Source organism: Pseudomonas sp. ACN8 (assembly GCF_002303925.1).
Taxonomy (GTDB): Bacteria; Pseudomonadota; Gammaproteobacteria; order Pseudomonadales; family Pseudomonadaceae; genus Aquipseudomonas.
In genome coordinates this window covers 15,962-36,219 of sequence record NZ_MRCS01000007.1, presented here as the reverse complement: position 1 = coordinate 36,219, position 20,258 = coordinate 15,962, and the positions used below count along the sequence as shown (strand labels likewise).

General features: G+C 59.9%; 20 protein-coding genes. 14 read left to right on the top strand and 6 right to left on the bottom strand.

Annotated elements, in window-relative coordinates; genetic code table 11:
- Positions 1-6 precede the first annotated feature (6 nt).
- From BSF44_RS05505 to BSF44_RS05480, 6 genes are read left to right on the top strand one after another with little or no spacing between them, the layout of a single operon-like run.
- Positions 7-486 carry a TadE/TadG family type IV pilus assembly protein gene (locus BSF44_RS05505; protein WP_095942628.1) on the top strand — a complete coding sequence of 160 codons (480 nt, stop codon included), beginning with the start codon at positions 7-9 and terminating at the stop codon, positions 484-486.
- Entirely contained in the window at positions 486-980 is a 495-nt protein-coding gene (locus tag BSF44_RS05500; RefSeq protein ID WP_095942627.1) for a TadE/TadG family type IV pilus assembly protein, read from the top strand. The genes BSF44_RS05505 and BSF44_RS05500 overlap by 1 nt, the downstream gene beginning before the upstream one ends.
- The gene (locus BSF44_RS05495) at positions 974-2,194 is read left to right on the top strand and encodes an AAA family ATPase (RefSeq protein WP_095942626.1); all 1,221 of its coding nucleotides are present in this window, start codon (positions 974-976) and stop codon (positions 2,192-2,194) included. The genes BSF44_RS05500 and BSF44_RS05495 overlap by 7 nt, the downstream gene beginning before the upstream one ends.
- 3 nt (positions 2,195-2,197) lie before the next feature.
- A complete protein-coding gene (locus BSF44_RS05490) occupies positions 2,198-3,640 on the top strand; it encodes a CpaF family protein (protein ID WP_095942625.1) in 1,443 nt (480 codons plus the stop codon).
- Positions 3,637-4,623, top strand: a complete 987-nt coding sequence (locus BSF44_RS05485) for a type II secretion system F family protein (RefSeq protein ID WP_095942624.1) — start codon at positions 3,637-3,639, stop codon at positions 4,621-4,623. Before BSF44_RS05490 ends, BSF44_RS05485 begins: the two co-directional genes overlap by 4 nt.
- Positions 4,624-4,652: 29 nt before the next feature.
- Positions 4,653-5,615, top strand: coding sequence for a type II secretion system F family protein (locus tag BSF44_RS05480; RefSeq protein WP_095942623.1), 963 nt, complete (start codon positions 4,653-4,655; stop codon positions 5,613-5,615).
- A gap of 214 nt (positions 5,616-5,829) precedes the next feature.
- On the opposite strand, the gene BSF44_RS05475 is transcribed toward BSF44_RS05480, so the two are convergent.
- From BSF44_RS05475 to BSF44_RS05450, 5 genes are all read right to left on the bottom strand, one after another.
- A complete protein-coding gene (locus tag BSF44_RS05475) occupies positions 5,830-6,099 on the bottom strand; it encodes a DUF3613 domain-containing protein (RefSeq protein ID WP_095942622.1) in 270 nt (89 codons plus the stop codon).
- A gap of 18 nt (positions 6,100-6,117) precedes the next feature.
- Positions 6,118-6,831: a tetratricopeptide repeat protein gene (locus tag BSF44_RS05470; RefSeq protein WP_095942621.1), complete on the bottom strand. Its 714-nt coding sequence runs from the start codon at positions 6,829-6,831 to the stop codon at positions 6,118-6,120.
- 125 nt (positions 6,832-6,956) lie between these two features.
- Positions 6,957-8,180: a type II and III secretion system protein family protein gene (locus BSF44_RS05465; protein WP_095942620.1), complete on the bottom strand. Its 1,224-nt coding sequence runs from the start codon at positions 8,178-8,180 to the stop codon at positions 6,957-6,959.
- 605 nt (positions 8,181-8,785) lie between these two features.
- Entirely contained in the window at positions 8,786-9,193 is a 408-nt protein-coding gene (locus BSF44_RS05455; RefSeq protein WP_056727242.1) for a PA2817 family protein, read from the bottom strand.
- 74 nt (positions 9,194-9,267) lie between these two features.
- Complete coding sequence (locus BSF44_RS05450; protein WP_095942618.1) at positions 9,268-11,715, bottom strand: acyl-CoA dehydrogenase; 2,448 nt, start codon at positions 11,713-11,715, stop codon at positions 9,268-9,270.
- A gap of 204 nt (positions 11,716-11,919) precedes the next feature.
- Between BSF44_RS05450 and BSF44_RS05445 the strand changes: the two genes are divergently transcribed.
- The 4 genes from BSF44_RS05445 (at position 11,920) to BSF44_RS05430 (ending at position 15,087) form a co-directional block, all read left to right on the top strand.
- Entirely contained in the window at positions 11,920-12,579 is a 660-nt protein-coding gene (locus tag BSF44_RS05445; RefSeq protein ID WP_095942617.1) for a transglutaminase family protein, read from the top strand.
- 43 nt (positions 12,580-12,622) lie between these two features.
- Positions 12,623-13,246: a glutathione S-transferase family protein gene (locus tag BSF44_RS05440; protein ID WP_095942616.1), complete on the top strand. Its 624-nt coding sequence runs from the start codon at positions 12,623-12,625 to the stop codon at positions 13,244-13,246.
- A gap of 132 nt (positions 13,247-13,378) precedes the next feature.
- Positions 13,379-14,311 (top strand): ABC transporter ATP-binding protein, encoded by a 933-nt coding sequence (locus BSF44_RS05435; protein WP_095942615.1) that lies wholly within the window; start codon positions 13,379-13,381, stop codon positions 14,309-14,311.
- On the top strand, positions 14,308-15,087 hold the full coding sequence (locus BSF44_RS05430) for an ABC transporter permease (protein WP_008054107.1): 780 nt from the start codon (positions 14,308-14,310) through the stop codon (positions 15,085-15,087). The genes BSF44_RS05435 and BSF44_RS05430 overlap by 4 nt, the downstream gene beginning before the upstream one ends.
- A gap of 97 nt (positions 15,088-15,184) precedes the next feature.
- On the opposite strand, the gene BSF44_RS05425 is transcribed toward BSF44_RS05430, so the two are convergent.
- Positions 15,185-15,700, bottom strand: a complete 516-nt coding sequence (locus tag BSF44_RS05425; RefSeq protein WP_095942614.1) for a DUF2062 domain-containing protein — start codon at positions 15,698-15,700, stop codon at positions 15,185-15,187.
- 135 nt (positions 15,701-15,835) lie between these two features.
- Here BSF44_RS05425 and BSF44_RS05420 point away from each other — a divergent pair, with 135 nt between their 5' ends.
- The 4 genes from BSF44_RS05420 (at position 15,836) to lpxK (ending at position 20,239) form a co-directional block, all read left to right on the top strand.
- Complete coding sequence (locus tag BSF44_RS05420) at positions 15,836-18,070, top strand: DNA internalization-related competence protein ComEC/Rec2 (RefSeq protein WP_095942613.1); 2,235 nt, start codon at positions 15,836-15,838, stop codon at positions 18,068-18,070.
- 98 nt (positions 18,071-18,168) lie between these two features.
- Positions 18,169-18,804, top strand: coding sequence for a MotA/TolQ/ExbB proton channel family protein (locus tag BSF44_RS05415; protein ID WP_056855950.1), 636 nt, complete (start codon positions 18,169-18,171; stop codon positions 18,802-18,804).
- The gene (locus tag BSF44_RS05410) at positions 18,801-19,229 is read left to right on the top strand and encodes a biopolymer transporter ExbD (protein WP_095942611.1); all 429 of its coding nucleotides are present in this window, start codon (positions 18,801-18,803) and stop codon (positions 19,227-19,229) included. Before BSF44_RS05415 ends, BSF44_RS05410 begins: the two co-directional genes overlap by 4 nt.
- Positions 19,229-20,239, top strand: a complete 1,011-nt coding sequence (gene lpxK, locus BSF44_RS05405) for a tetraacyldisaccharide 4'-kinase (RefSeq protein ID WP_095942610.1) — start codon at positions 19,229-19,231, stop codon at positions 20,237-20,239. The genes BSF44_RS05410 and lpxK overlap by 1 nt, the downstream gene beginning before the upstream one ends.
- Positions 20,240-20,258: the final 19 nt, after the last annotated feature.

Below are 20,258 nucleotides of genomic sequence, written 5' to 3'. Positions count from 1 at the left end.
GGCGTCATGAGACTTCACGGATTTAAACATCCGCAGCGCCAGCAAGGTCTGGCCATCGTGGAATTTACCTTGGTCCTGCCGGTGTTGCTCCTGCTGTTGCTGGCCTTCGGTGAGTTCGGCCGCATGCTCTATCAGTACAACCTGCTGCTGCAGGCCAGCCGCGATGCCGACCGTTTTGTCGCCAGTCAAGCCTGGAACGCAACGCTGGGCAAGGTCGCTCTGAGCGATACGCTGCAGACCCAGACGAAAAACGTTGCAGTCTATGGCGTGCCTGCCAACACCGGGACCGCTGTGATTTCAGGGTTGACGACTGGCAACGTGGTCGTCGCCGCCGTGGGCACCGACCATGTGCGGGTCACCATCATTTTTACGTTCTGCCCGGTGATTGGCGCTGGCAATTGCGCCGGATCGCTTCCCGGTTTTTTTGGCAATTCGATTGCACTGGGCATTCCGTTGGTTGCCACTACCGTCATGAGGGCCCTGTGATGAACAGAAAACACATGCGCGGCACCTATACGGTGGAGTTCGCCATCGTTGGTCTAATGATGTTCATACTGTTGTTCGGCGTGTTGGAAATGGGCCGGCTGTACTTTACGGTCAATGCTCTGGATGAAGCCGTGCGCCGTGGTACGCGCCTGGCGGCGGTGTGCAATATCAGCGATCCGGTGGTGTTGCGGCGGGCGATCTTCAACGCGGCGGATGATGCAGGAAATAGCCAACTGATCGGCGATCTGGCCACCACCCACCTGACGTTGACCTATCTGGATGTAAATGGAGCTCTAGTGGCCAATCCCGCTGACACTGTCAGCGCGAACGGTTTCCGTGCCATCCGCTATGTCCGGTTAAGTTTGCAAAACTTCGTATTCAATCTGTTTATTCCCGGGTTCGGTGTGCCCTTTACGCTGCCTACATTCAGGGCAACGTTGCCACGTGAAAGCCTCGGGCGTCATTCCGATTCCGGGGAGATCACGCCATGCTGAATACCAAGGAAAATCCACACACTACCTCGACCGGCAAAGCCGGGCTCAGGTTGCTGATCAGTAGCCGTGATGCCACGTCGTTGCGCGACCTGCAGAGCGTCTGCCAACGCATGCCCAGCCTGGAGGTCAGCACTCGCCTGGTGAGCAATGGGCATGTCGACCCGCTCTACGGCCTGGACCGGATGCCCGATCTGTTGCTGTTGCGCGTCAGCCACCTGTGGCGTGAAGAGCTGGCGGCACTGTTGCAGCGCCCGGCCCATGAGCGTCCGCCGATGCTGGTATGCGGGCTGCTGAGCGAACAGGAAAGCATGCGCCTGGCGATGCAGGCCGGCGCCCGTGACGTGCTGCCGGAGCCCGTCGCCGAGACGGAACTGGTCGCCGCCTTGAATCGGCTGGTCATGGAGGTTCGGAACGGCAGCGGGACAGAAGGTAAATTGCTCGCCGTGATCAGCGCCAAGGGCGGATCCGGCGGCACCATGCTGGCCTGCAACCTGGCTCAGCAGCTCAGCATGAAGGGTGGCAGTGCCCTGTTGCTGGATATGGACCTGCAATTTGGCAGCGTGACGCATTACCTGGATGTAGCGCAAACCCACAGCCACCTGGAGGTGTTGCATCAGATCGATGGCATGGACAGCGTCGCGCTACGGGGTTTTTGCAGCCACTTCAGCCCGACCTTGCATGTGCTGGGTGGCCGGGCCGGTGAGCTGTGTCTGCCGCAGGATGCCCAATCCGAGCAACTTGACACCTTGTTGCAGTTGGCCCGAGCCAGCTATGACTGGGTCGTGATCGACCTGCCTCGGCAAATCGACCATCTCACCGGTTCCGTGCTGGAGCAGGCGGATCGGGTGTACGTGGTGGTGCAGCAGAGCGTCAGCCATCTGCGCGATGCCAGCTCCCTGGTGCGGGTTCTTCGTGAAGATCTGGGCGTGCGTGGGGATCAATTGCAGATAGTGGTCAACCGCTATGACAAGTCGGCAGCGGTCAGCCTCAAGGATATCGGCGAGGCGCTGCGCTGCACGAACCTGGCGAAATTACCCAACGATTTCAACCTGGTCAGCCAGAGCCAGAACACTGGTGTGCCGTTGGGTCTGCATGCACCGAAGGCGGCGATCACCGTTGCCCTGCGCGACGTGGCCGATGACCTGCTTGGCAATCAGATGGCTGGAAAAAAAGGCGTGTTCAAACGCGCCCTCAACCGTTTTTTCGGGGGGTGACCCATGATCAGCGACTTTCGTAATCGCTTGCGCAAACAGTCCGGTAAACCCGCCTCGTCGCAGGCTAACCAGCCGGGTGACGACCTGCCGGATCCGGCCGAGGAAATAATGGCGTGGGAACGTGCGATACCAGACGTTCTTTACGAAACCAAAAGTCAGGTCACCCCGGTGGAAGCCGAGTGGCGAGAAAAGATCTACCAGCAGTTGCTCAAGGTCATGGACCTGTCCCTGCTGGACTCCCTTGAACAGGCTGAGGCCGCGCGGCAGATTCGCGATATTTGCCAGCGCCTGCTCGATGAGCATTCGGCGCCGGTGAGTACGTCCAGTCGTCAGTTGATCATCAAACAAATCACTGACGAAGTACTCGGCCTTGGACCCCTGGAACCGTTGCTGGCCGATCACAGCGTGTCCGACATTCTGGTAAACGGCTTTGCCTCGGTCTATGTCGAGCGCTTCGGCAAACTGCAACGCACCGATGTGCGTTTTCGCGATGATCAGCATTTGCTGAACATCATCGACCGTATCGTTTCCAGCCTGGGTCGGCGTATCGACGAATCCTCGCCGTTGGTGGACGCCCGGCTCAAGGACGGTTCGCGGGTCAACGCGATTATCCCGCCGCTGGCCATCGACGGCCCGAGCATGTCGATCCGGCGCTTTGCGGTAGACCTGCTCAATACCGACAGCCTGATTCAGGTGGGGACATTGACCCCGGCCATTGCCCTGCTGCTCAAGGCAATTGTCCGCGGGCGCTTGAACGTGCTGATTTCCGGCGGTACCGGCAGCGGCAAGACCACCATGCTCAATGTCCTGTCCAGTTTCATTCCGCACAACGAGCGGATCGTCACCATCGAAGACTCGGCCGAACTGCAACTGCAGCAGCCCCATGTGGTGCGCCTGGAAACCCGGCCTTCGAATATCGAGGGGCGTGGCGAGGTGAGCCAGCGGGAGTTGGTGCGCAACAGCCTGAGGATGCGTCCGGACCGCATCGTGATCGGTGAAGTGCGCGGCGTCGAGGCGCTGGACATGCTGACGGCGATGAACACTGGCCACGACGGCTCGTTGACCACGATCCACGCCAACACCGCGCGCGATGCGTTGGGGCGGGTCGAGAATATGGTGTCGATGACGGGGGCAACCTTCCCGATCAAGGCCATGCGTCAGCAGATCGCTTCGGCCATCGATGTGGTGATCCAGTTGGAACGCCAGGAGGACGGCAAGCGCCGTCTGGTCAGCGTGCAGGAGATCAACGGCATGGAAGGCGAGATTATTACCATGACTGAAATCTTCTCCTTTTCGCGCCATGGCATGGGCGAAAACGGCGAAGTGCTGGGTGATTATCGACCCAGCGGCATGATCCCCGCCTTCCGCGATGTGCTTGCCAAGCGTGGCATCGAGTTGCCGCTGACGATGTTCAGGCCTGAGTGGATGGAGGCACGGCAATCATGAACCAGGTTCCCGGTGAATTCATACTGATGTTCCTTGGCATGGTGTTTATCGCCGTCTTCCTTTTGTCCCAGGGCGTGGCGGTGCCGGTATTCGGCGAGGCCGGCAAGATGCGCAAGCGCATCCGTGGGCGCTTGCATGTATTGGAGAAAGCCAATAATCAGCCCAACATGCAGACAGTGTTGCGACAGAAATACCTGACGCGGCTGTCGCCACTGGAGGCCAGTCTTGAGCAACTGCCCTTCATGGAAACATTGACGCAGATGATTGAGCAGTCCGGGCACGAGTACCGGGCTTATCGGGTATTGCTCCTTGGGCTGGTGCTGGGTGTCTGGACGGGTATCTTGGTCTGGATGGTTTGGTCAGTCTGGTGGATGGCGCTGATAGTGGGCTTCGCGGTCTTCTGGTTACCGCTGTTGAAAATCTCTCGCGACCGTGGCAAGCGTTTCGCTGAGTTTGAGGAAGGCTTGCCGGATGCGCTGGATGCCATGTGCCGCGCTCTGCGCGCCGGGCATCCATTCAACGAAACTCTGCGCCTGGTGGCCGAGGAGCACAAGGGGCCGGTGGCTCATGAGTTCGGCCTGACCTTCTCCGATATCAACTATGGCAACGATGTGCGTCGGGCGATGCTCGGCCTTCTGGAGAGGATGCCGAGTATGACGGTGATGATGCTAGTGACTTCGATCCTCATCCATCGCGAGACCGGCGGCAATCTGACCGAGGTGCTGGAGCGTTTGAGTCGCCTGATCCGTGGGCGTTTTCGCTTCCAGCGCAAGGTCAAAACCCTGTCGGCCGAAGGGAGGATGTCGGCCTGGATACTGGTGGCTATTCCCTTCGTGTTGGCGATCGCGATCATACTCACCACTCCCAGTTACTTGCCTGTGCTGATCAATGATCCGACGGGTCACAAGCTGATCATCGGGGCGTTCTGCGCCATGTTGATCGGGATTTTCTGGATACACAAAATCATCCGGATTCAGGTTTAAGCGGTGTTCGCTACCGGGAGGTACAGGTCATGGACTTTTTGCTCGGGTTGTTCAGTCGGGTCACGGGGAACGAGGAGATGGCGCGCCTGTTGTTCCTTGGCGCGATCGGTTTGAGTACGGTGCTTGCGGTTGTCGCCGTGATCTTGCTGATGCAGGGGCTTCAGGACCCGGTGCAGCGTCGTCTGGCGCTGATCAAGCGTGGTCATTTAGGCAACACGACCGGACAGGAAGTTCCGGGTAACCTGCAACTGTTGCTGGAGCGGGTCGGCCAGCGTTTTGCCTCGGCTGAGTCGGCTCAGACCTCCGTCACCCAGATCCTGTTGACGCATGCAGGATACCGCTCCTCGTCGGCGGTGCAGATGTACTGGGCGGTACGCTTGATGTTGCCGCTGTTATTGATTGGTATTGCGTTGCTGCTGTTGCCGATGATTCCCAAGGTGTCCCTGAACATGGGGTTGCTGTTGGTGGCCATGGTGGCCGCTATCGGATGGTTGGTGCCAGCATTGTATGTCGCCAAACGCAAAGAATTGCGACAAGGCCGGCTGCGTGCCGCGTTTCCGGATGCGCTGGATCTGATGGTGGTGTGCGTGGAGTCGGGCCTGGCCTTGCCCACGACCATCGAACGGGTGGCTGAGGAAATGTCGGTCAGTCAGGTCGAACTGGCCGAAGAACTGGCCTTGGTCAATGCGCAAATCCGCGCGGGTATTAGCAGTACCGAGGCCCTCAAGCAATTGGCTAAACGCACCGGTCTGGATGACGTACAAGGGTTGGTCAGCCTGTTGGCGCAGAGTATTCGCTTTGGTACCAGCGTGGCCGACACCCTGCGTATCTATGCCGATGAATTCCGTGACCGGCGCACCCAGGCCGCCGAAGAGGCAGGGGCGAAAATCGGTACCAAACTGATATTTCCGCTAATTTTCTGCCTGTGGCCGAGCTTTTTTCTGGTAGCCATCGGCCCAGCCCTGATCGGGGTGTTGAGAGCATTCAGGTGAGCTCAAACGGCTTGAGGCTGTCGAGTGCGACAGCCTTGCCACTCGAGTCTGACCTGCACTTTCCTGCCAAGGATCTACACATCTGCGCTGGGGTAATCCGGTCAGGATTGGATACTGTATAGATACCACTGCTTTCCTGCACACGACATCAAGCCCGGCTTTTCAGCCAGGCCACTCTGGACAACGCCAGAGGTTGATCACCCATCGACAGGCCTCAGTTGCCGATGGTCATTTGTCCCGCTGCATCCTGGTCATAAAATTCCGGAATCGGGAAGTTGAAGCTATTGAGCCAGCGTTGCATGGCCAGATCACGCTCGGTGGCCGAAGCGGTTTGCAGGTGAGGAGAGGCAACCACACCGCGAATCTGCAGTTGCAGCCACTGTTCGGTACCTTGTTGGTACGGCGAAGAGGGGCCCGGCTCAATGGCCCAGGCAGTGGTGGACAGGCAAGCCGTGCACACGATCAACAGCCGTTTGGTATTCATCTCGATTCCTCGTACGTTCTACTTGTTCGCACTGGTAGAGGCATCGGCTACCTCAGTTTTGCGATTCCCCTCGGAAGCCACCACTTTTTTGGCGGAGGCCTTGAGTTTTTCCGCGCGGTTTTGAGCCTCTACGACTTGCTTGGGGCTCAAGTCGGCGCGAGTCACCAGTTCGGCGGCCGCCTTCCAGTTATCCTGATAGATCAGCAACGTCACCATATTAAGTGCCGCCAGTGTGTTTGCCTGCTTGAGCTCCATGGCGGTCATGAACTCAAAGCGTGCTTCAGGGATCCGTCGCTGATTGAGGTAGACGACCCCCAGGTCATTGCGCATCCTGTCGTCGGTGGGGGCCATTTTCACCGCACGCTCAAGGTGAGTGGCCGCGCTGGCGTTATCATTTCTGGCAGCGGCCAACTGACCAAGGCCGTGTTCCCCTTCAGCCGCCAGACAGGTGCCGAGCAAGCTTTCGTACAACGGCTGCGCGTCGCCGCTACGCCCCATCAAGCGCAGCACCCGGGCCTTGCGCAAACGAACCTGGACCACGCTATCGGGCAAACCTTCCAGATTCGCCAGGCTGGCATACAAACGGCCTTCGTCGGCCATGTTGTCGGCCAGGTTCAGGGCCAGTTCTTGCTCCGAACCGGGCTTGGCACAACTGGCCGGTCGTGAAGACAGGCCATTGCTGGCACAACCTGCGAGCATTAATGTCGCCGCTATTGCAATGAATGCTTTCATTGAATGTCCTCTGGCGACAGCACGTTGAACACCAGGCCAATGGCAATACAGCTGGTCCGGCAAGCGTTCAAAGTCACCGTTACGGGTGAGGGCGAGGTAAGTTTGGTGCAGGCTCCGGTTCCGGTTCATTGCGAGAGCCCGCTGCGACTGTCGAAGTCTCCATTCTCCAGGAAAAACATGCGGTAGAAGTTCGGGTCGTAATTGCGCAGCTGTTCGCCAGGCAATGACGGTAGTTTCGCATTGGCAGCCAGTGGCTGGACCAGATGCGGGGTGACGATCATCAGCAGTTCGCGCTCTTCACGGTTGATGGTGTTGTCGCGGAAAAACGCCCCCAGAACCGGGATATCGCCCAGCCCCGGAAACTTGTTCACCTGGGAGTTGTTGCGGGAGCTGATCAGGCCGCTGATGACGAAGCTTTCGCCGTCGGCCAGGGAGATGCTGGTATCGGTACGGCGCACGGTCAGGGCGGGGACGACCGTGCCGGCAATGCTCACTGCGTTGGTGAAGTCCAGTTCACTGACTTCCGGCGCGACCTTCAGCGCGATACGGTTTTTCCCGACGATGGTCGGCGTCAGGGTCAGGCGGATACCGAATTCCTTGTACTCGATGGACACGTTATCGCTGCCTGAACTGGGCACCGGAATCGGTATTTCACCGCCGGCCAGGAAGCTAGCACTCTGCCCGCTGAGCGCTACCAGGCTTGGCCGCGCCAGGGTGTAGGCGAATCCGCTACCTTCCAGCGCGTTGAGCGCCACCAGGGTATTGCCGGTAGCAAACGTGAGGTTGAAGTTGTCGTTTCTCACCGGTATCGACGGCGTGACAATGCCGCCGATGGTGGGCAAGGTTCTCGGCGAGCCGAACAGCCAGTTGCCCCGTACGCCGAAAATCGAGGCGGAGGCTTCCTTGAGCTTGGTTCGGCTGACTTCAACGAAGCGGATATCGGTCTGCACCTGGCTCGGCAGCAGCGGGTCGTCGGAAGGCACCGACGGCGCGCTGGTCAGCGCCGACGTGGCCTTGCCCTTGACGAACACCATGCTTTGGCGCGGCGTTTTCGAACAGGCGGTCCAGACCATCAGGCTGGTGGTCCCCGGCGCAATACCCGTGAGTATGAAGGCGTTGCTGCCGCTGGGTTGCACGTCGGCAATTTTCGGGTCGCCCACCGCCAGTTGCGTTACCGGAACGGGGCTGCGCAGTTCATTCTGCAGTCCCTGACCGACCTCGTACGTTGTCGGCCAATTGTCCAGTTGCGGGCAATTGGCCGGCGCGGCCTGAGCCGCTTCCACGCTGAGGCCGATCCAGAACAGGCCATGGAAAATTCGCTTGAAAGCGGGCACGGTACGAAGGCTCATTAAGTACATCCTCACTGGATAGACCGTCTTTGGGCGGACTGAGTTGTCTCGGATCACTTCACGGGGATCGGGCTATCCCCCCCAATGCGCCAAACCACTCATCCATGGCCTTGGCGTTATTCCTTGCGTGCTACGTGCGCGCGGGCTCAATTCGCTGATCTGGCGGAACAGCGAGCGACCTTTGCTGAAACGGTTTTCAGTGACCCGGTGACCTGGACTGCCGGCAAGAGCGATATTCGCGGCCATGGACGGCACTGTCCGCTGTCCTGATTTCCCCTGAAAGTCATCGGCAATGCAGGTACAGAGCCGGAAAACGCCTGCCAGGATCATGGTGAGGTAACTCCTTTTGCCAGTCCGCTATCTGATCACTGAAGCTAACGTGGAAACTCGAGCCGTTATGACTTCTTGTAGTTTGAAGGTAGTTCAATCAAACCAAAGTGCCATGAGTTAGAGAGAAAACTATTGGTGCAAAGGCTCGAATCAGGCGGGCGGGCAAGGTCGCAGTACAGTGCGGTTGCCTGAAACCGGCGGGTTGCGCTGAAGGCCATAAACAAAAAAGGCCCGCATGCTCAAGCATGCGGGCCTTTGGCATCACTGATCGAAGATCAGTGCTTGCTGTCCTGGTTCGACAGCGCCAGCAGCTGCTTTTCCTGGTTCCAGTCGAAAGGTTCGTCGTTCTGTTCGGCTTCGAAGCGACGCTCTTCCAGTGCCTGATACAGGTCGATTTCTTCATCGGACAAGTAGTGCAGGCAGTCACCGGCGAAATACCACAGCAGATCCCGTGGAATCAGGTGGGCGATTTGCGGATAACGGGAAATGACTTGAGTCAGGATGTCCTGGCCCAGGTATTGGCTTTCGATCGGCTCGATCGGCAGTGACGCCAGCAATTCGTCGAAGCGCTCGAGGAACAAGGCATGGCTTTCTTCGGGAACCTGCTCGGCCTCACCTACGGCGACCAGGATGCTGCGCAGGTGGTCGAGTAAAACGAGATGATCGGCAACGATGTTGGACACGAGATAAGTCCTCAAGAGCAAAACGGGCGCGGGAGTATAAAGCGCCCGCGCCCGTTTTTACATGCTTGAAGGGATCAGCGGACTTTTCCCTTGGCCAGTGCCAAAGCCTTTTGGTCAAAGTCATCGACATCGATCACCTTGCGCCGGGCCGCCTCGGCTTCACGCAGGGTTTGGGCTTCCACTGGCTGCAATACACCCGCCTCGAGGGCGGCATCGATCACCGACTCACCGGCCACCGGTTTGACCTGGCCACTCTTGAGCGCCACATGCAGTTTTTTCTGCAGCGGCTGTGCAGCGCTCAACAGATTGCAGGCGTGTTGCAATGCGCCGACCGGATCGTCGCTCGCTTGCGGGCGGTAGCAACCCAGGAGCACTTCCTCCAGTGCCGGGTCGCCCTTGGCGCGGCCAATCACCCCGGCGACTTCGGCACCGAGTTTGTCCGATGGCCCTTTGTGCCGGCGACCGAACGGGAACACGATCACTCGCAACAGACAGCCGACGATTTTGTTCGGGAAATTATTCAACAACTCATCCATGGCCCGTTCCGCCTGGCCCAGGCTTTCTTCCATGGCCCAGGTCAGCAGAGGTTCCATGTACTGCGGTGAATCGAGGTCGTTGTAGCGCTTGAGCGCGGCAGACGCCAGGTAAAGGTTGCTCAGTACGTCGCCCAGCCGTGCGGACAGGCGTTCGCGGCGTTTCAGTGCACCGCCCAGCAACATCATGCTGAGGTCGGCGAGCAGGGCGAATGCGGCGGCCTGACGGTTGAGGGCGCGGAAGTAACCCTGGCTGAGTTTGTCGCCCGGGGTGTGCTCCAGGTGCCCGAAACCGAGATTGAGCACCAGCGTACTGGCGGCGTTGCCCACGGCAAAACCGATGTGCTTGAGCAGCAGGCCATCGAACTCTCTGAGCGCCTGGTCCTTGTCTTCACGGCCGACGAGGGCCATTTCCTTGAGCACGAAGGGATGGCAGCGAATTGCGCCCTGGCCGAAGATCATCAGGTTGCGCGAGAGAATGTTCGCACCTTCGACGGTGATGAAAATCGGCGCGCAGTTCCATTTGCGGCCGAGGTAATTGTTCGGCCCCATGATGATCGCCTTGCCGCCATGCACATCCATGGCATCGCTGATGCAGTCGCGGGCGCGCTCGGTCAGGTGGTACTTGAGAATTGCCGACAGCACCGACGGTTTCTCGCCCAGATCGACCGCGTTGGCGGTCAGCATGCGGGCGGCGTCCATCATCCAGGCGTTGCCGCCAATGCGGGCCATGGCTTCCTGGATGCCTTCGAACGCGGCAATCGGCACATTGAACTGCTCGCGAACCTGAGCGTATTGGCCCGTGACCAGGCTGGTGAACTTGGCCATGCCGGTACCCACCGCCGGCAGGGAAATCGAACGCCCGACCGACAGGCAATTCATCAGCATCATCCAGCCTTTGCCGAGCATCTCCTGACCGCCGATGAGGAAGTCCAGCGGAACGAACACGTCCTTGCCCGAGTTCGGGCCGTTCATGAACGCGGCGCCCAACGGCAGATGCCGGCGGCCGATCTCGACGCCGGCGATGTTAGTCGGAATCAGCGCCAGGCTGATGCCCAGGTCTTCGTTGTCGCCCAGCAGGTGATCAGGATCGTAGGCCTTGAAGGCCAGGCCGAGGAGGGTGGCCACCGGGCCGAGGGTGATGTAGCGCTTCTCCCAGTTCAGGCGCAGGCCGAGGACTTCCTGGCCCTCCCATTCACCTTTGCAGATCACCCCGGAGTCCGGCATGCCGCCGGCGTCGGAGCCGGCCAGAGGCCCGGTCAGGGCAAAGCACGGGATGTCATCGCCGCGTGCCAGGCGTGGCAGGTAGTGATTGCGTTGTTCATCGGTGCCGTAGTGCAGCAACAGTTCGGCCGGGCCGAGGGAGTTGGGGACCATCACGGTGGAGGCGAGGTCGCCGCTATGGCTCGCCAGTTTCATCGCCACTTGCGAGTGGGCGTAGGCGGAGAAGCCCTTGCCGCCAAACTCCTTGGGGATGATCAGGGCGAAAAAGCCGTTGTCCTTGATGAAGGTCCAGGCTTGCGGCGGCAGGTCCATGGTTTGACCGAGCTGCCATTCACTGACCATGGCGCAGAGTGTTTCGGTGGGGCCGTCGATGAAAGCCTGTTCCTCTTCATTCAATTGCGCCTTGGGATAGGACAGCAGTTTGCTCCAGTCCGGACGGCCACTGAACAGTTCGCCGTCCCACCAGACCGTGCCGGCGTCGATGGCATCGCGTTCGGTTTGCGACATCGGCGGCAGGGTTTTCTGGAACCAGTTGAACATCGGCGCGCTGAACAATTTGCGGCGCAGATCGGGCAGCAGCAAAGGCGCGGCGACGGCGGCAATCAAGATCCAGAAAGCCAGCAGCAACCAGCCCGGCGCACGGCTGAAAGCGCCCATTGCCACGACATAGACGGCCACGATGACCAAGGCAGGCAGCGGGGCGATGCGGCGGTGGGCCAAATAAGCAATTCCGACCAGCAGAACCAGTATCCACAACAGCAGCATATTCATTCCTCCGTGAAACCAGGGCGAACCAGCCCACAGAGCTTAGACGGCATCCGCGAATCAGGCTGGTTGTAACGATGTGATTGGAATCGTGGGAAAAGCGTTCATCGAGCGAGCGGCAAAGCGCCCAAGTTTGGCCGAAACGTCGTTATCTCTGTGCTGACGCGCTCGCTAGACTCGGGGCTTCCCCAGGAGATTATTCTCATGCACGAGTATCTGAGTCCCGGCCGCTTCATCGATAGTGACCATCCGTCCGTGGTGGAGTTCGCCGAAAAACACCGTGGCGCCAGTCGCGATCCGCTGGAGCAGGCGATCAGTCTTTATTACGCCGTGCGTGAAGCGGTGCGCTACAACCCGTACACATTCAGTCGCGATCCGCAGACCCTGCGTGGCAGTCATGCGCTGGCGGCCAGAGAGAGTTACTGCGTGCCCAAGGCCACGCTGCTGGCAGGTGCGGCACGGCATTGCGGGATTCCCGCGCGGATCGGCCTGGCGGATGTGCGCAATCATCTGTCGACGCCACGGCTGCTTGAATTGCTCAAGAGCGACATGTTCGCCATGCACGGCTACACCGAGTTCTATTTGCAGAATCGCTGGGTCAAGGCGACGCCAGCGTTCAACCGCAAACTCTGCGATCTGTTCAATGTGGCGCCGCTGGAATTCGACGGGATCAACGACAGTGTTTTTCATCCCTTCAACCGCGATGGCGAGAAGCTGATGGAGTATCTCGTCGATCACGGCCAGTTCGCCGACGTACCTGAAGCGTTCTTTTTCGAACACCTGGAAAAATGCTATCCCCACCTGTTCGGTGAGCAACAGCAACCGCTGCTGGGCGACATGCAGAGCGATTTGAGTCGCGGCTAATCCGGCGTATGCTGCCTGCCCACTTACCGAAAAAGAGGCGGTCATGCTGAAGATCTGGGGTCGGAAAAACTCGTCGAATGTCAGAAAGCCATTGTGGGCCGCCGAAGAACTTGGACTGGCCTACGAGGCGATCGATGCCGGTGGCGCCTTTGGTGTTGTCGATACGCCCGAATACCGCGCCATGAATCCCAATGGTCGCGTGCCTGTCATTGAAGACGACGGTTTTGTGTTGTGGGAATCCAACGCCATCGTGCGTTACCTGATGGCCTTGCATGCCGACGGCACGGCCTGGTACCCGAACAATCTCAAGGCTCGCGCTACTGCCGACAAGTGGATGGACTGGACCACCTCAAGCTTTGCCGGCCCGTTCCGTACGGTGTTCTGGGGCGTGCTGCGTACCCCGGCAGACCAACAGGACTGGCCTGCCATCAAGGCGGCGATCAAGGAATGCGAGACGTTGCTGGCAATGGCCGATCAGGCGTTGGCGAACAAGCCCTACCTGTCCGGAGACGAGATCGGCATGGGCGATGTTCCCTTGGGCAGTTTCATTTATGCCTGGTTCGAGATGCCGATCGAACGTGCGCCGCAACCGCATCTGGAAGCCTGGTACGCGCGGTTGAAACAGCGTCCGGCGTATCAAAAGGCGGTCATGACCGCGTTGACTTAATACTCACTATCGACACGCTTGACTGTACTTGTGTGGCGGCGACAAGCACCATTGTGCCAGGTCGCTGCGGTTGTATTGTTCGCCGCCGCCCATACTTACTCCTTTCTTCCCTTCTTGGTGCGTAAATCAGATATGAGTTCCGCTCTGTCCATCCGGCAGCTAACCAAAACCTACGGCAACGGTTTCCAGGCCCTGAGTGGTATCGATCTGGATGTCGCCGAAGGTGACTTTTTCGCTTTGCTCGGCCCCAACGGCGCCGGCAAATCCACGACCATCGGCATCCTCTCGACCCTGGTGAACAAGACCAGCGGCACGGTGAATATCTTCGGTCACGACCTGGACAGGAATCCTGCGCAGCTCAAGCGCTCCATCGGCGTGGTGCCTCAGGAATTCAACTTCAACCAGTTCGAAAAGACCTTCGACATCGTTGTGACCCAGGCCGGCTACTACGGCATCCCGGCGAAAATCGCCAAGGAACGCGCCGAGCAGTACCTGACCCAGCTCGGCCTGTGGGACAAGAAGGACGTGCCGTCGCGCTCATTGTCCGGCGGCATGAAGCGTCGCCTGATGATCGCCCGCGCGCTGGTTCATGAACCGCGTCTGCTGATCCTCGACGAACCGACCGCCGGGGTGGACATCGAACTGCGTCGCTCGATGTGGAGTTTCCTCACCGAGCTGAACCAGAAAGGCATCACCATCATCCTCACTACCCACTACCTGGAAGAGGCTGAACAGCTGTGCCGCAACATCGGCATCATCGACCACGGCATCATCGTCGAGAACACCAGCATGAAGCAGTTGCTCAGCCAATTGCATGTGGAAACGTTCCTGCTGGATATGAAGAACACGTTGCAAGTGGCGCCTCAGTTGCTCGGCTACCCGTCCCGGCTGATCGACGGCCACACCCTGGAAGTCCAGGTGGACAAGTCCATGGGCATCACCGCGCTGTTCACTCAGTTGGCGCAGCAGAACATCGAAGTGCTGAGCCTGCGTAACAAAACCAATCGCCTCGAGGAGTTGTTCGTGTCCCTGGTGGAGAAAAATCTGTCGAAGGTGGCGGTATGAGTTCCGAGCTGCGCCCCAACCTCGTTGCCCTCAACACCATCGTTTACCGTGAAGTCCGGCGTTTCACCCGGATCTGGCCGCAGACCCTGCTGCCACCCGCGATCACCATGGTTTTGTACTTCGTGATCTTCGGTAATCTGATCGGTCGGCAGATCGGCGACATGGGTGGCTTCACTTACATGGAGTACATCGTGCCGGGGCTGATCATGATGTCGGTGATCACCAACTCCTACGGCAACGTGGTGTCGAGTTTCTTCGGCAGCAAGTTCCAGCGGTCCATTGAAGAACTGATGGTCTCGCCGCTGTCGCCGCACACCATTCTGATCGGCTACACCCTGGGCGGTGTGCTGCGCGGGTTGATGGTGGGGATCATCGTGACCCTGCTGTCGCTGTTCTTCACCCACTTGCAGGTGCATCACCTGGGCGTGACCATTCTGGTGGTGGTGCTGACCGCGACGATCTTCTCGCTGCTGGGCTTCATCAACGCCGTGTTTGCCCGCAACTTCGATGACATTTCGATCATTCCGACTTTCGTGCTGACGCCACTGACCTACCTGGGCGGGGTCTTCTACTCGATCACCTTGCTGCCGCCGTTCTGGCAGACCGTGTCCCTGGCCAACCCGGTGTTGCACATGGTCAACGCGTTCCGCTACGGCATCCTGGGCGTTTCGGATATCCGCATCAGCGTGGCCATCGCCTTCATGCTGGTGGCGACCGTGGTGCTGTATCTCGGTAGTGCGCGGTTGCTGGTAAGTGGCCGCGGGATGCGTACCTGACCCGCAGCAAACCCTTGTAGGAGCGAGCCTGCTCGCGATAGCTTTAGTTCAGACACCGCAAAAAAACGGCCTCCCAAGTGGAGGCCGTTTTGCATGCTCACATCCGGCTCTTCTTGCGCCGCTTCCACTGCCTGGCCACCCACCAGCGCCAATACATCATGACCAGAAAGTAGGCCAGTGCACCGAGTGCCAGCCCCGTCACTACCGAGCCCAGCAGAAATGGTTGCCACAAGGTCGAGATTTCGCCCCTGATCCATTCCCAGGTCAGCGAGTCCGGCAACGTCCGGGCAGGGACATCCATCAGCCAGGCGCCGGTCTGGTATGTGCAAAAGAACACGGCCGGCATGGTAATCGGGTTGGTCAGCCAGACCAGGCTCACGGCAATCGGCATGTTGCCGCGCACGATGATGGCGAGGATTGCCGCCAGCAGCATCTGCAGCGGGATCGGCAGGAAAGCAGCGAACAGGCCCACCGCCATGGCGCGGGCAACGGAGTGGCGGTTGAGGTGCCACAGGTTTGGGTCATGCAGCAGCGTGCCGAGAAAGCGTAAGGATTTGTGTTCCCTGATGCTCATCGGGTCTGGCATGTAGCGTTTGAATAAGCGCCGGGGCATAAGGCTTCTCGGTCGGTCAAGGCGACAAGTATGTCTGGATTCCATGAACTGCCCATTCAGACTTTGTGACAATTGATAACGACGCCCACGCGACGGGTGGGCTAAGCCTTGCAAGGGACTTTCAAGGACGGGCTTATGCGCACAGGGATGATGGCGCTGGCGTTGGGTCTGTTGACCTTGCGTTTTTTACCGGCATTACCGCCTGTCTGGTTGTGGTTGGCGATGCCGGTGGCGGGTTTGATGTTGCTGCCGTTCAGGACTTTTCCGGTGGCGTTTTACTTGTTCGGCTTGAGTTGGGCCTGCGTGAATGCGCAGTGGGCGCTCGATGATCGGTTACCGCCGGCGCTGGACGGAGAAACTCGTTGGGTCGAAGGGCGGGTTACGGGCTTGCCCCGGCATGACGATGGTGTCGTGCGATTCGAATTGACCGATATCCAGTCCCGACGTACCCGGCTGCCGCGGCAAATGCGTCTGGCCTGGTATGGCGGGCCGCCGGTGAACAGCGGCGAGCGCTGGCGTCTGGCAGTCAAGTTGAAGCGCCCGGTCGGGCTCCTCAATCCGCAGGCCTTCGACTACCAGGCCTGGTTGCTGGCGCAACGCATCGGGGCCACCGGGACAATCAAGCAGGGCGAACGCCTTGCGCCAGCGCGATGGGCCTGGCGCGATGCAATCCGTCAGCGTTTGCTGGCGGTGGATGCCCAAGGGCGAAACGGTGCGCTGACGGCATTGGTGCTCGGGGACGGTGCCGGGTTGAGTCGCGAAGACTGGCAGGTATTGCAGGACACCGGCACGGTGCATCTGTTGGTGATTTCCGGGCAGCACATCGGGTTGCTGGCGGGCGTCGTGTATCTGCTGATCGCCGGCCTGGCCCGCTTCGGGTTATGGCCGAACCGTCTGCCATGGTTGCCCTGGGCGTGTGGCCTGGCATTCGCCGCTGCGCTCGGTTACGGGATGCTGGCCGGTTTCGAGGTGCCGGTGCGGCGGGCCTGCCTGATGATCGCAATGGTGTTGTTGTGGCGTCTGCGGTTCCGTCATCTCGGTGCATGGTGGCCACTGTTGTTGGCACTCAACGGCATTTTGCTGCTGGAGCCGCTGGCGAGTCTCCAGCCTGGTTTTTGGCTGTCTTTCGCGGCCGTCGCAGTCTTGATACTGACCTTCGGCGGACGTTTGGGGCCGTGGCGTTGGTGGCAGACCTGGACCCGTGCCCAGTGGCTGATTGCAATCGGATTGTGTCCGTTGTTACTGACACTGGGGTTGCCGATCAGTCTCAGCGGGCCGCTGGCCAATTTGTTCGCGGTGCCCTGGATCAGTCTGGTGGTCCTGCCACCGGCATTGCTCGGGACGCTGTTGTTGCCGGTGCCATACGTGGGTGAGAAATTGCTGTGGCTGGCGGGCGGCCTGATCGAATGGTGGTTCAGGGCGTTGGGGGTCGTCTCCGGTCAGGTTCCCGCGTGGGTGCCCGCGGCGGTCCCGCTATGGGCCTGGATAATCGGTGCCATTGGTGCTTTTTTGCTATTGCTGCCGCGAGGCTTGCCGATGCGCCCGTTAGGCTGGCCCATGCTGTTGATGCTGGTTTTTTCGCCCAGGCCGTTGTTGCAGGAGGGCAGGGCCGAAGTCTGGCAACTGGACGTGGGGCAGGGCCTGGCGATCCTGGTGCGCACTCGGCATCACACGTTGCTGTATGACGCCGGACCGCGTTTCGGTGAGCTCGACCAAGGGGAACGAGTGGTGTTGCCGGCATTGCGCAAACTGGGAGTGAAGGGGCTCGACATGATGCTGATCAGCCACGCCCATGCCGATCATGCCGGCGGTGCCCCGGCGGTTGCCAGGGGCTTGCCGGTGAAGCAGGTGGTCAGTGGCGAACCGTCAGACTTGCCAGCGCAATTGCAAGCCGGGAGCTGTGAGAGCGGTCGGCAATGGACCTGGGATGAAGTCGATTTTCAGCTCTGGCACTGGCCGTTGGCCGGCGACAGCAACCAGAATTCATGTGTCTTGTTGATCGAGGCCAATGGCGAACGGTTGCTGTTGAGTGGCGACATCGATGCCGCCGCCGAGAGAGCCCTGCTGGACAGCCCGCTGGCCGTGCCCACCGATTGGCTGCAGGCGCCACACCACGGCAGTCGCAGTTCGTCGTCCAATGCACTATTGGATGTTCTGCAACCCAAAGGTGCGCTGATTTCCCGCGGGCAGGGCAATTCGTTTGGCCATCCGCATGCGATGGTCATCGCGCGTTATCAAAAACGTGGAATGGCGATCTACGACAGCGTCGAACAGGGTGCCATTCGTCTGCAACTGGGACGCTTCGAGCCGCCGTGGTCAATGCGCCAGGAACGGCGTTTCTGGCGTGATCCGCCACCTTCGAGCCCATAATCGAGCCTTATCAAGGCCCGACCGGTTGCGACATCACGGTTTTCGGTGCTTCAACCCCCTATGTTAGAGTGGCGCACTTTTTCGAGGGGGCTGTCACTGTGTGGGAATTGGTCAAATCCGGCGGCTGGATGATGTTGCCGATCATTTTGAGTTCCATCGCGGCCATGGCGATCGTTGCCGAACGTCTGTGGACCCTGCGGGCCAGCCGCGTGACCCCTGAGCATTTGCTCGGGCAGGTCTGGGTCTGGATCAAGGACAAGAAACTCAACAAAGACAGACTCAAGGAACTGCGCGCCAACTCGCCGCTGGGTGAAATCCTCGCCGCGGGCCTTGCCAACTCCAAGCATGGTCGCGAGATCATGAAAGAGTGCATCGAAGAGGCGGCCGCGCGAGTCATCCACGATCTGGAACGTTACATCAATGCCCTCGGCACCATTGCTGCCATGGCCCCGTTGCTGGGCTTGCTCGGTACCGTGCTGGGCATGATCGATATTTTCAGCGCGTTTACCGGCAATGGCATGACCACCAACGCTTCGGTGCTGGCCGGTGGTATTTCCAAGGCCCTGATCACCACGGCTGCCGGTTTGATGGTCGGTATCCCGGCGGTATTCTTCCATCGATTCCTGCAACGCCGGATCGATGAGCTGGTGGTAGGGATGGAGCAGGAAGCGATCAAACTGGTCGAGGTAGTGCAAGGCGACCGCGACGTGGACCTGGCCGAGGGCAAAGCGTGAAATTCCGCCGCAAACCACGGGAAACGGTGGACATCAACCTCGCGTCGCTGATCGACGTGGTGTTTATCCTGCTGCTGTTTTTTGTCGTGACCACCACCTTCACCCGTGAAACCCAGTTGCGCGTCGATCTGCCGGAAGCGGTCAGTGGCGCACCGGCCGACGATCAGAGCAAGCCATTGGACATCGCCATCAGTGCCGACGGCGTGTTCTCGGTGAACAACCAGATTTTGCCGAAAAGCGACCTGGCTTCGCTGATGGACGCGCTGCAAAAAGCAGCCAACGGCGACACCAGCCGACCGCTGTCCATCAGCGCTGACGGCAAGACTGCGCATCAGTCCGTGGTGACGGCCATGGATGCGGCCGGCAAACTCGGCTTCAGTCATTTGCGCATGACCACCATCGAGGCGGCGCCCCCGGCGCCCTGATGGCCATGTCCGATCGATTGCTCGCCGCGTGGTACGCAGGTCATCCGGCCCTGAAGCTGTTGCAGCCATTGGAATGGCTGTACCGGCGCGTGGTCATGAACAAGCGCAAGCGCTTTCTTGCGGGTGAGGGCGAGATCTATCAGCCGCCGGTGCCGCTGATCGTGGTCGGCAACATCACTGTGGGTGGTACCGGCAAGACACCGCTGATTCTGTGGATGATCGAGCACTGCCAGCGCAGCGGCCTGCGGGTCGGCGTGGTCAGCCGGGGTTACGGCGCCAAACCGCCGCAGTTGCCGTGGCGGGTCGAGGCCGGGCAGAGCGCCGACATCGCCGGTGACGAGCCGTTGCTGATCGTCCAGCGCACGGGCGTGCCGCTGATGATCGACCCCAATCGCAGCAACGCCGTCAAAGCCTTGCTGGCCAGAGAGTCGCTGGACCTGATCCTGTCCGACGACGGCATGCAGCACTACCGCCTGGCCCGCGACCTGGAACTGGTGCTGATCGACGCCGCCCGCGGCCTGGGCAATCGCCGTTGCCTGCCTGCCGGGCCATTGCGCGAACCGGTCGAGCGCCTGCAAAGCGTCGACGCGGTGCTCTATAACGGTGCCACCGCTGACCGCGATAATGGATTTGCATTTCAGTTGCAACCCACCGCGCTGGTCAACCTGCGCAACGGCGAACGGCGTCCCCTCGACCATTTCCCCAGCGGCCAGGCCCTGCACGCGGTGGCCGGCATCGGCAATCCGCAACGTTTCTTCAAGACCCTCGAAACGCTACACTGGCAGCCGGTTCCACATGCGTTTGCCGACCACGCCGAATACAGCGTGCAGGCGTTGAATTTCACGCCGTCATTGCCGTTGGTGATGACGGAAAAGGACGCGGTGAAATGCCGTGCCTTTGCCGCCGCCGACTGGTGGTACCTGGCGGTCGATGCCGTGCCGTCGCCGGCCTTCGTGGCCTGGTTCGACACACAGCTGATGCGCCTGCTGCCGGCTCGTTTGTTGCCTTAACTCCGTTTTTTCAGGGAAT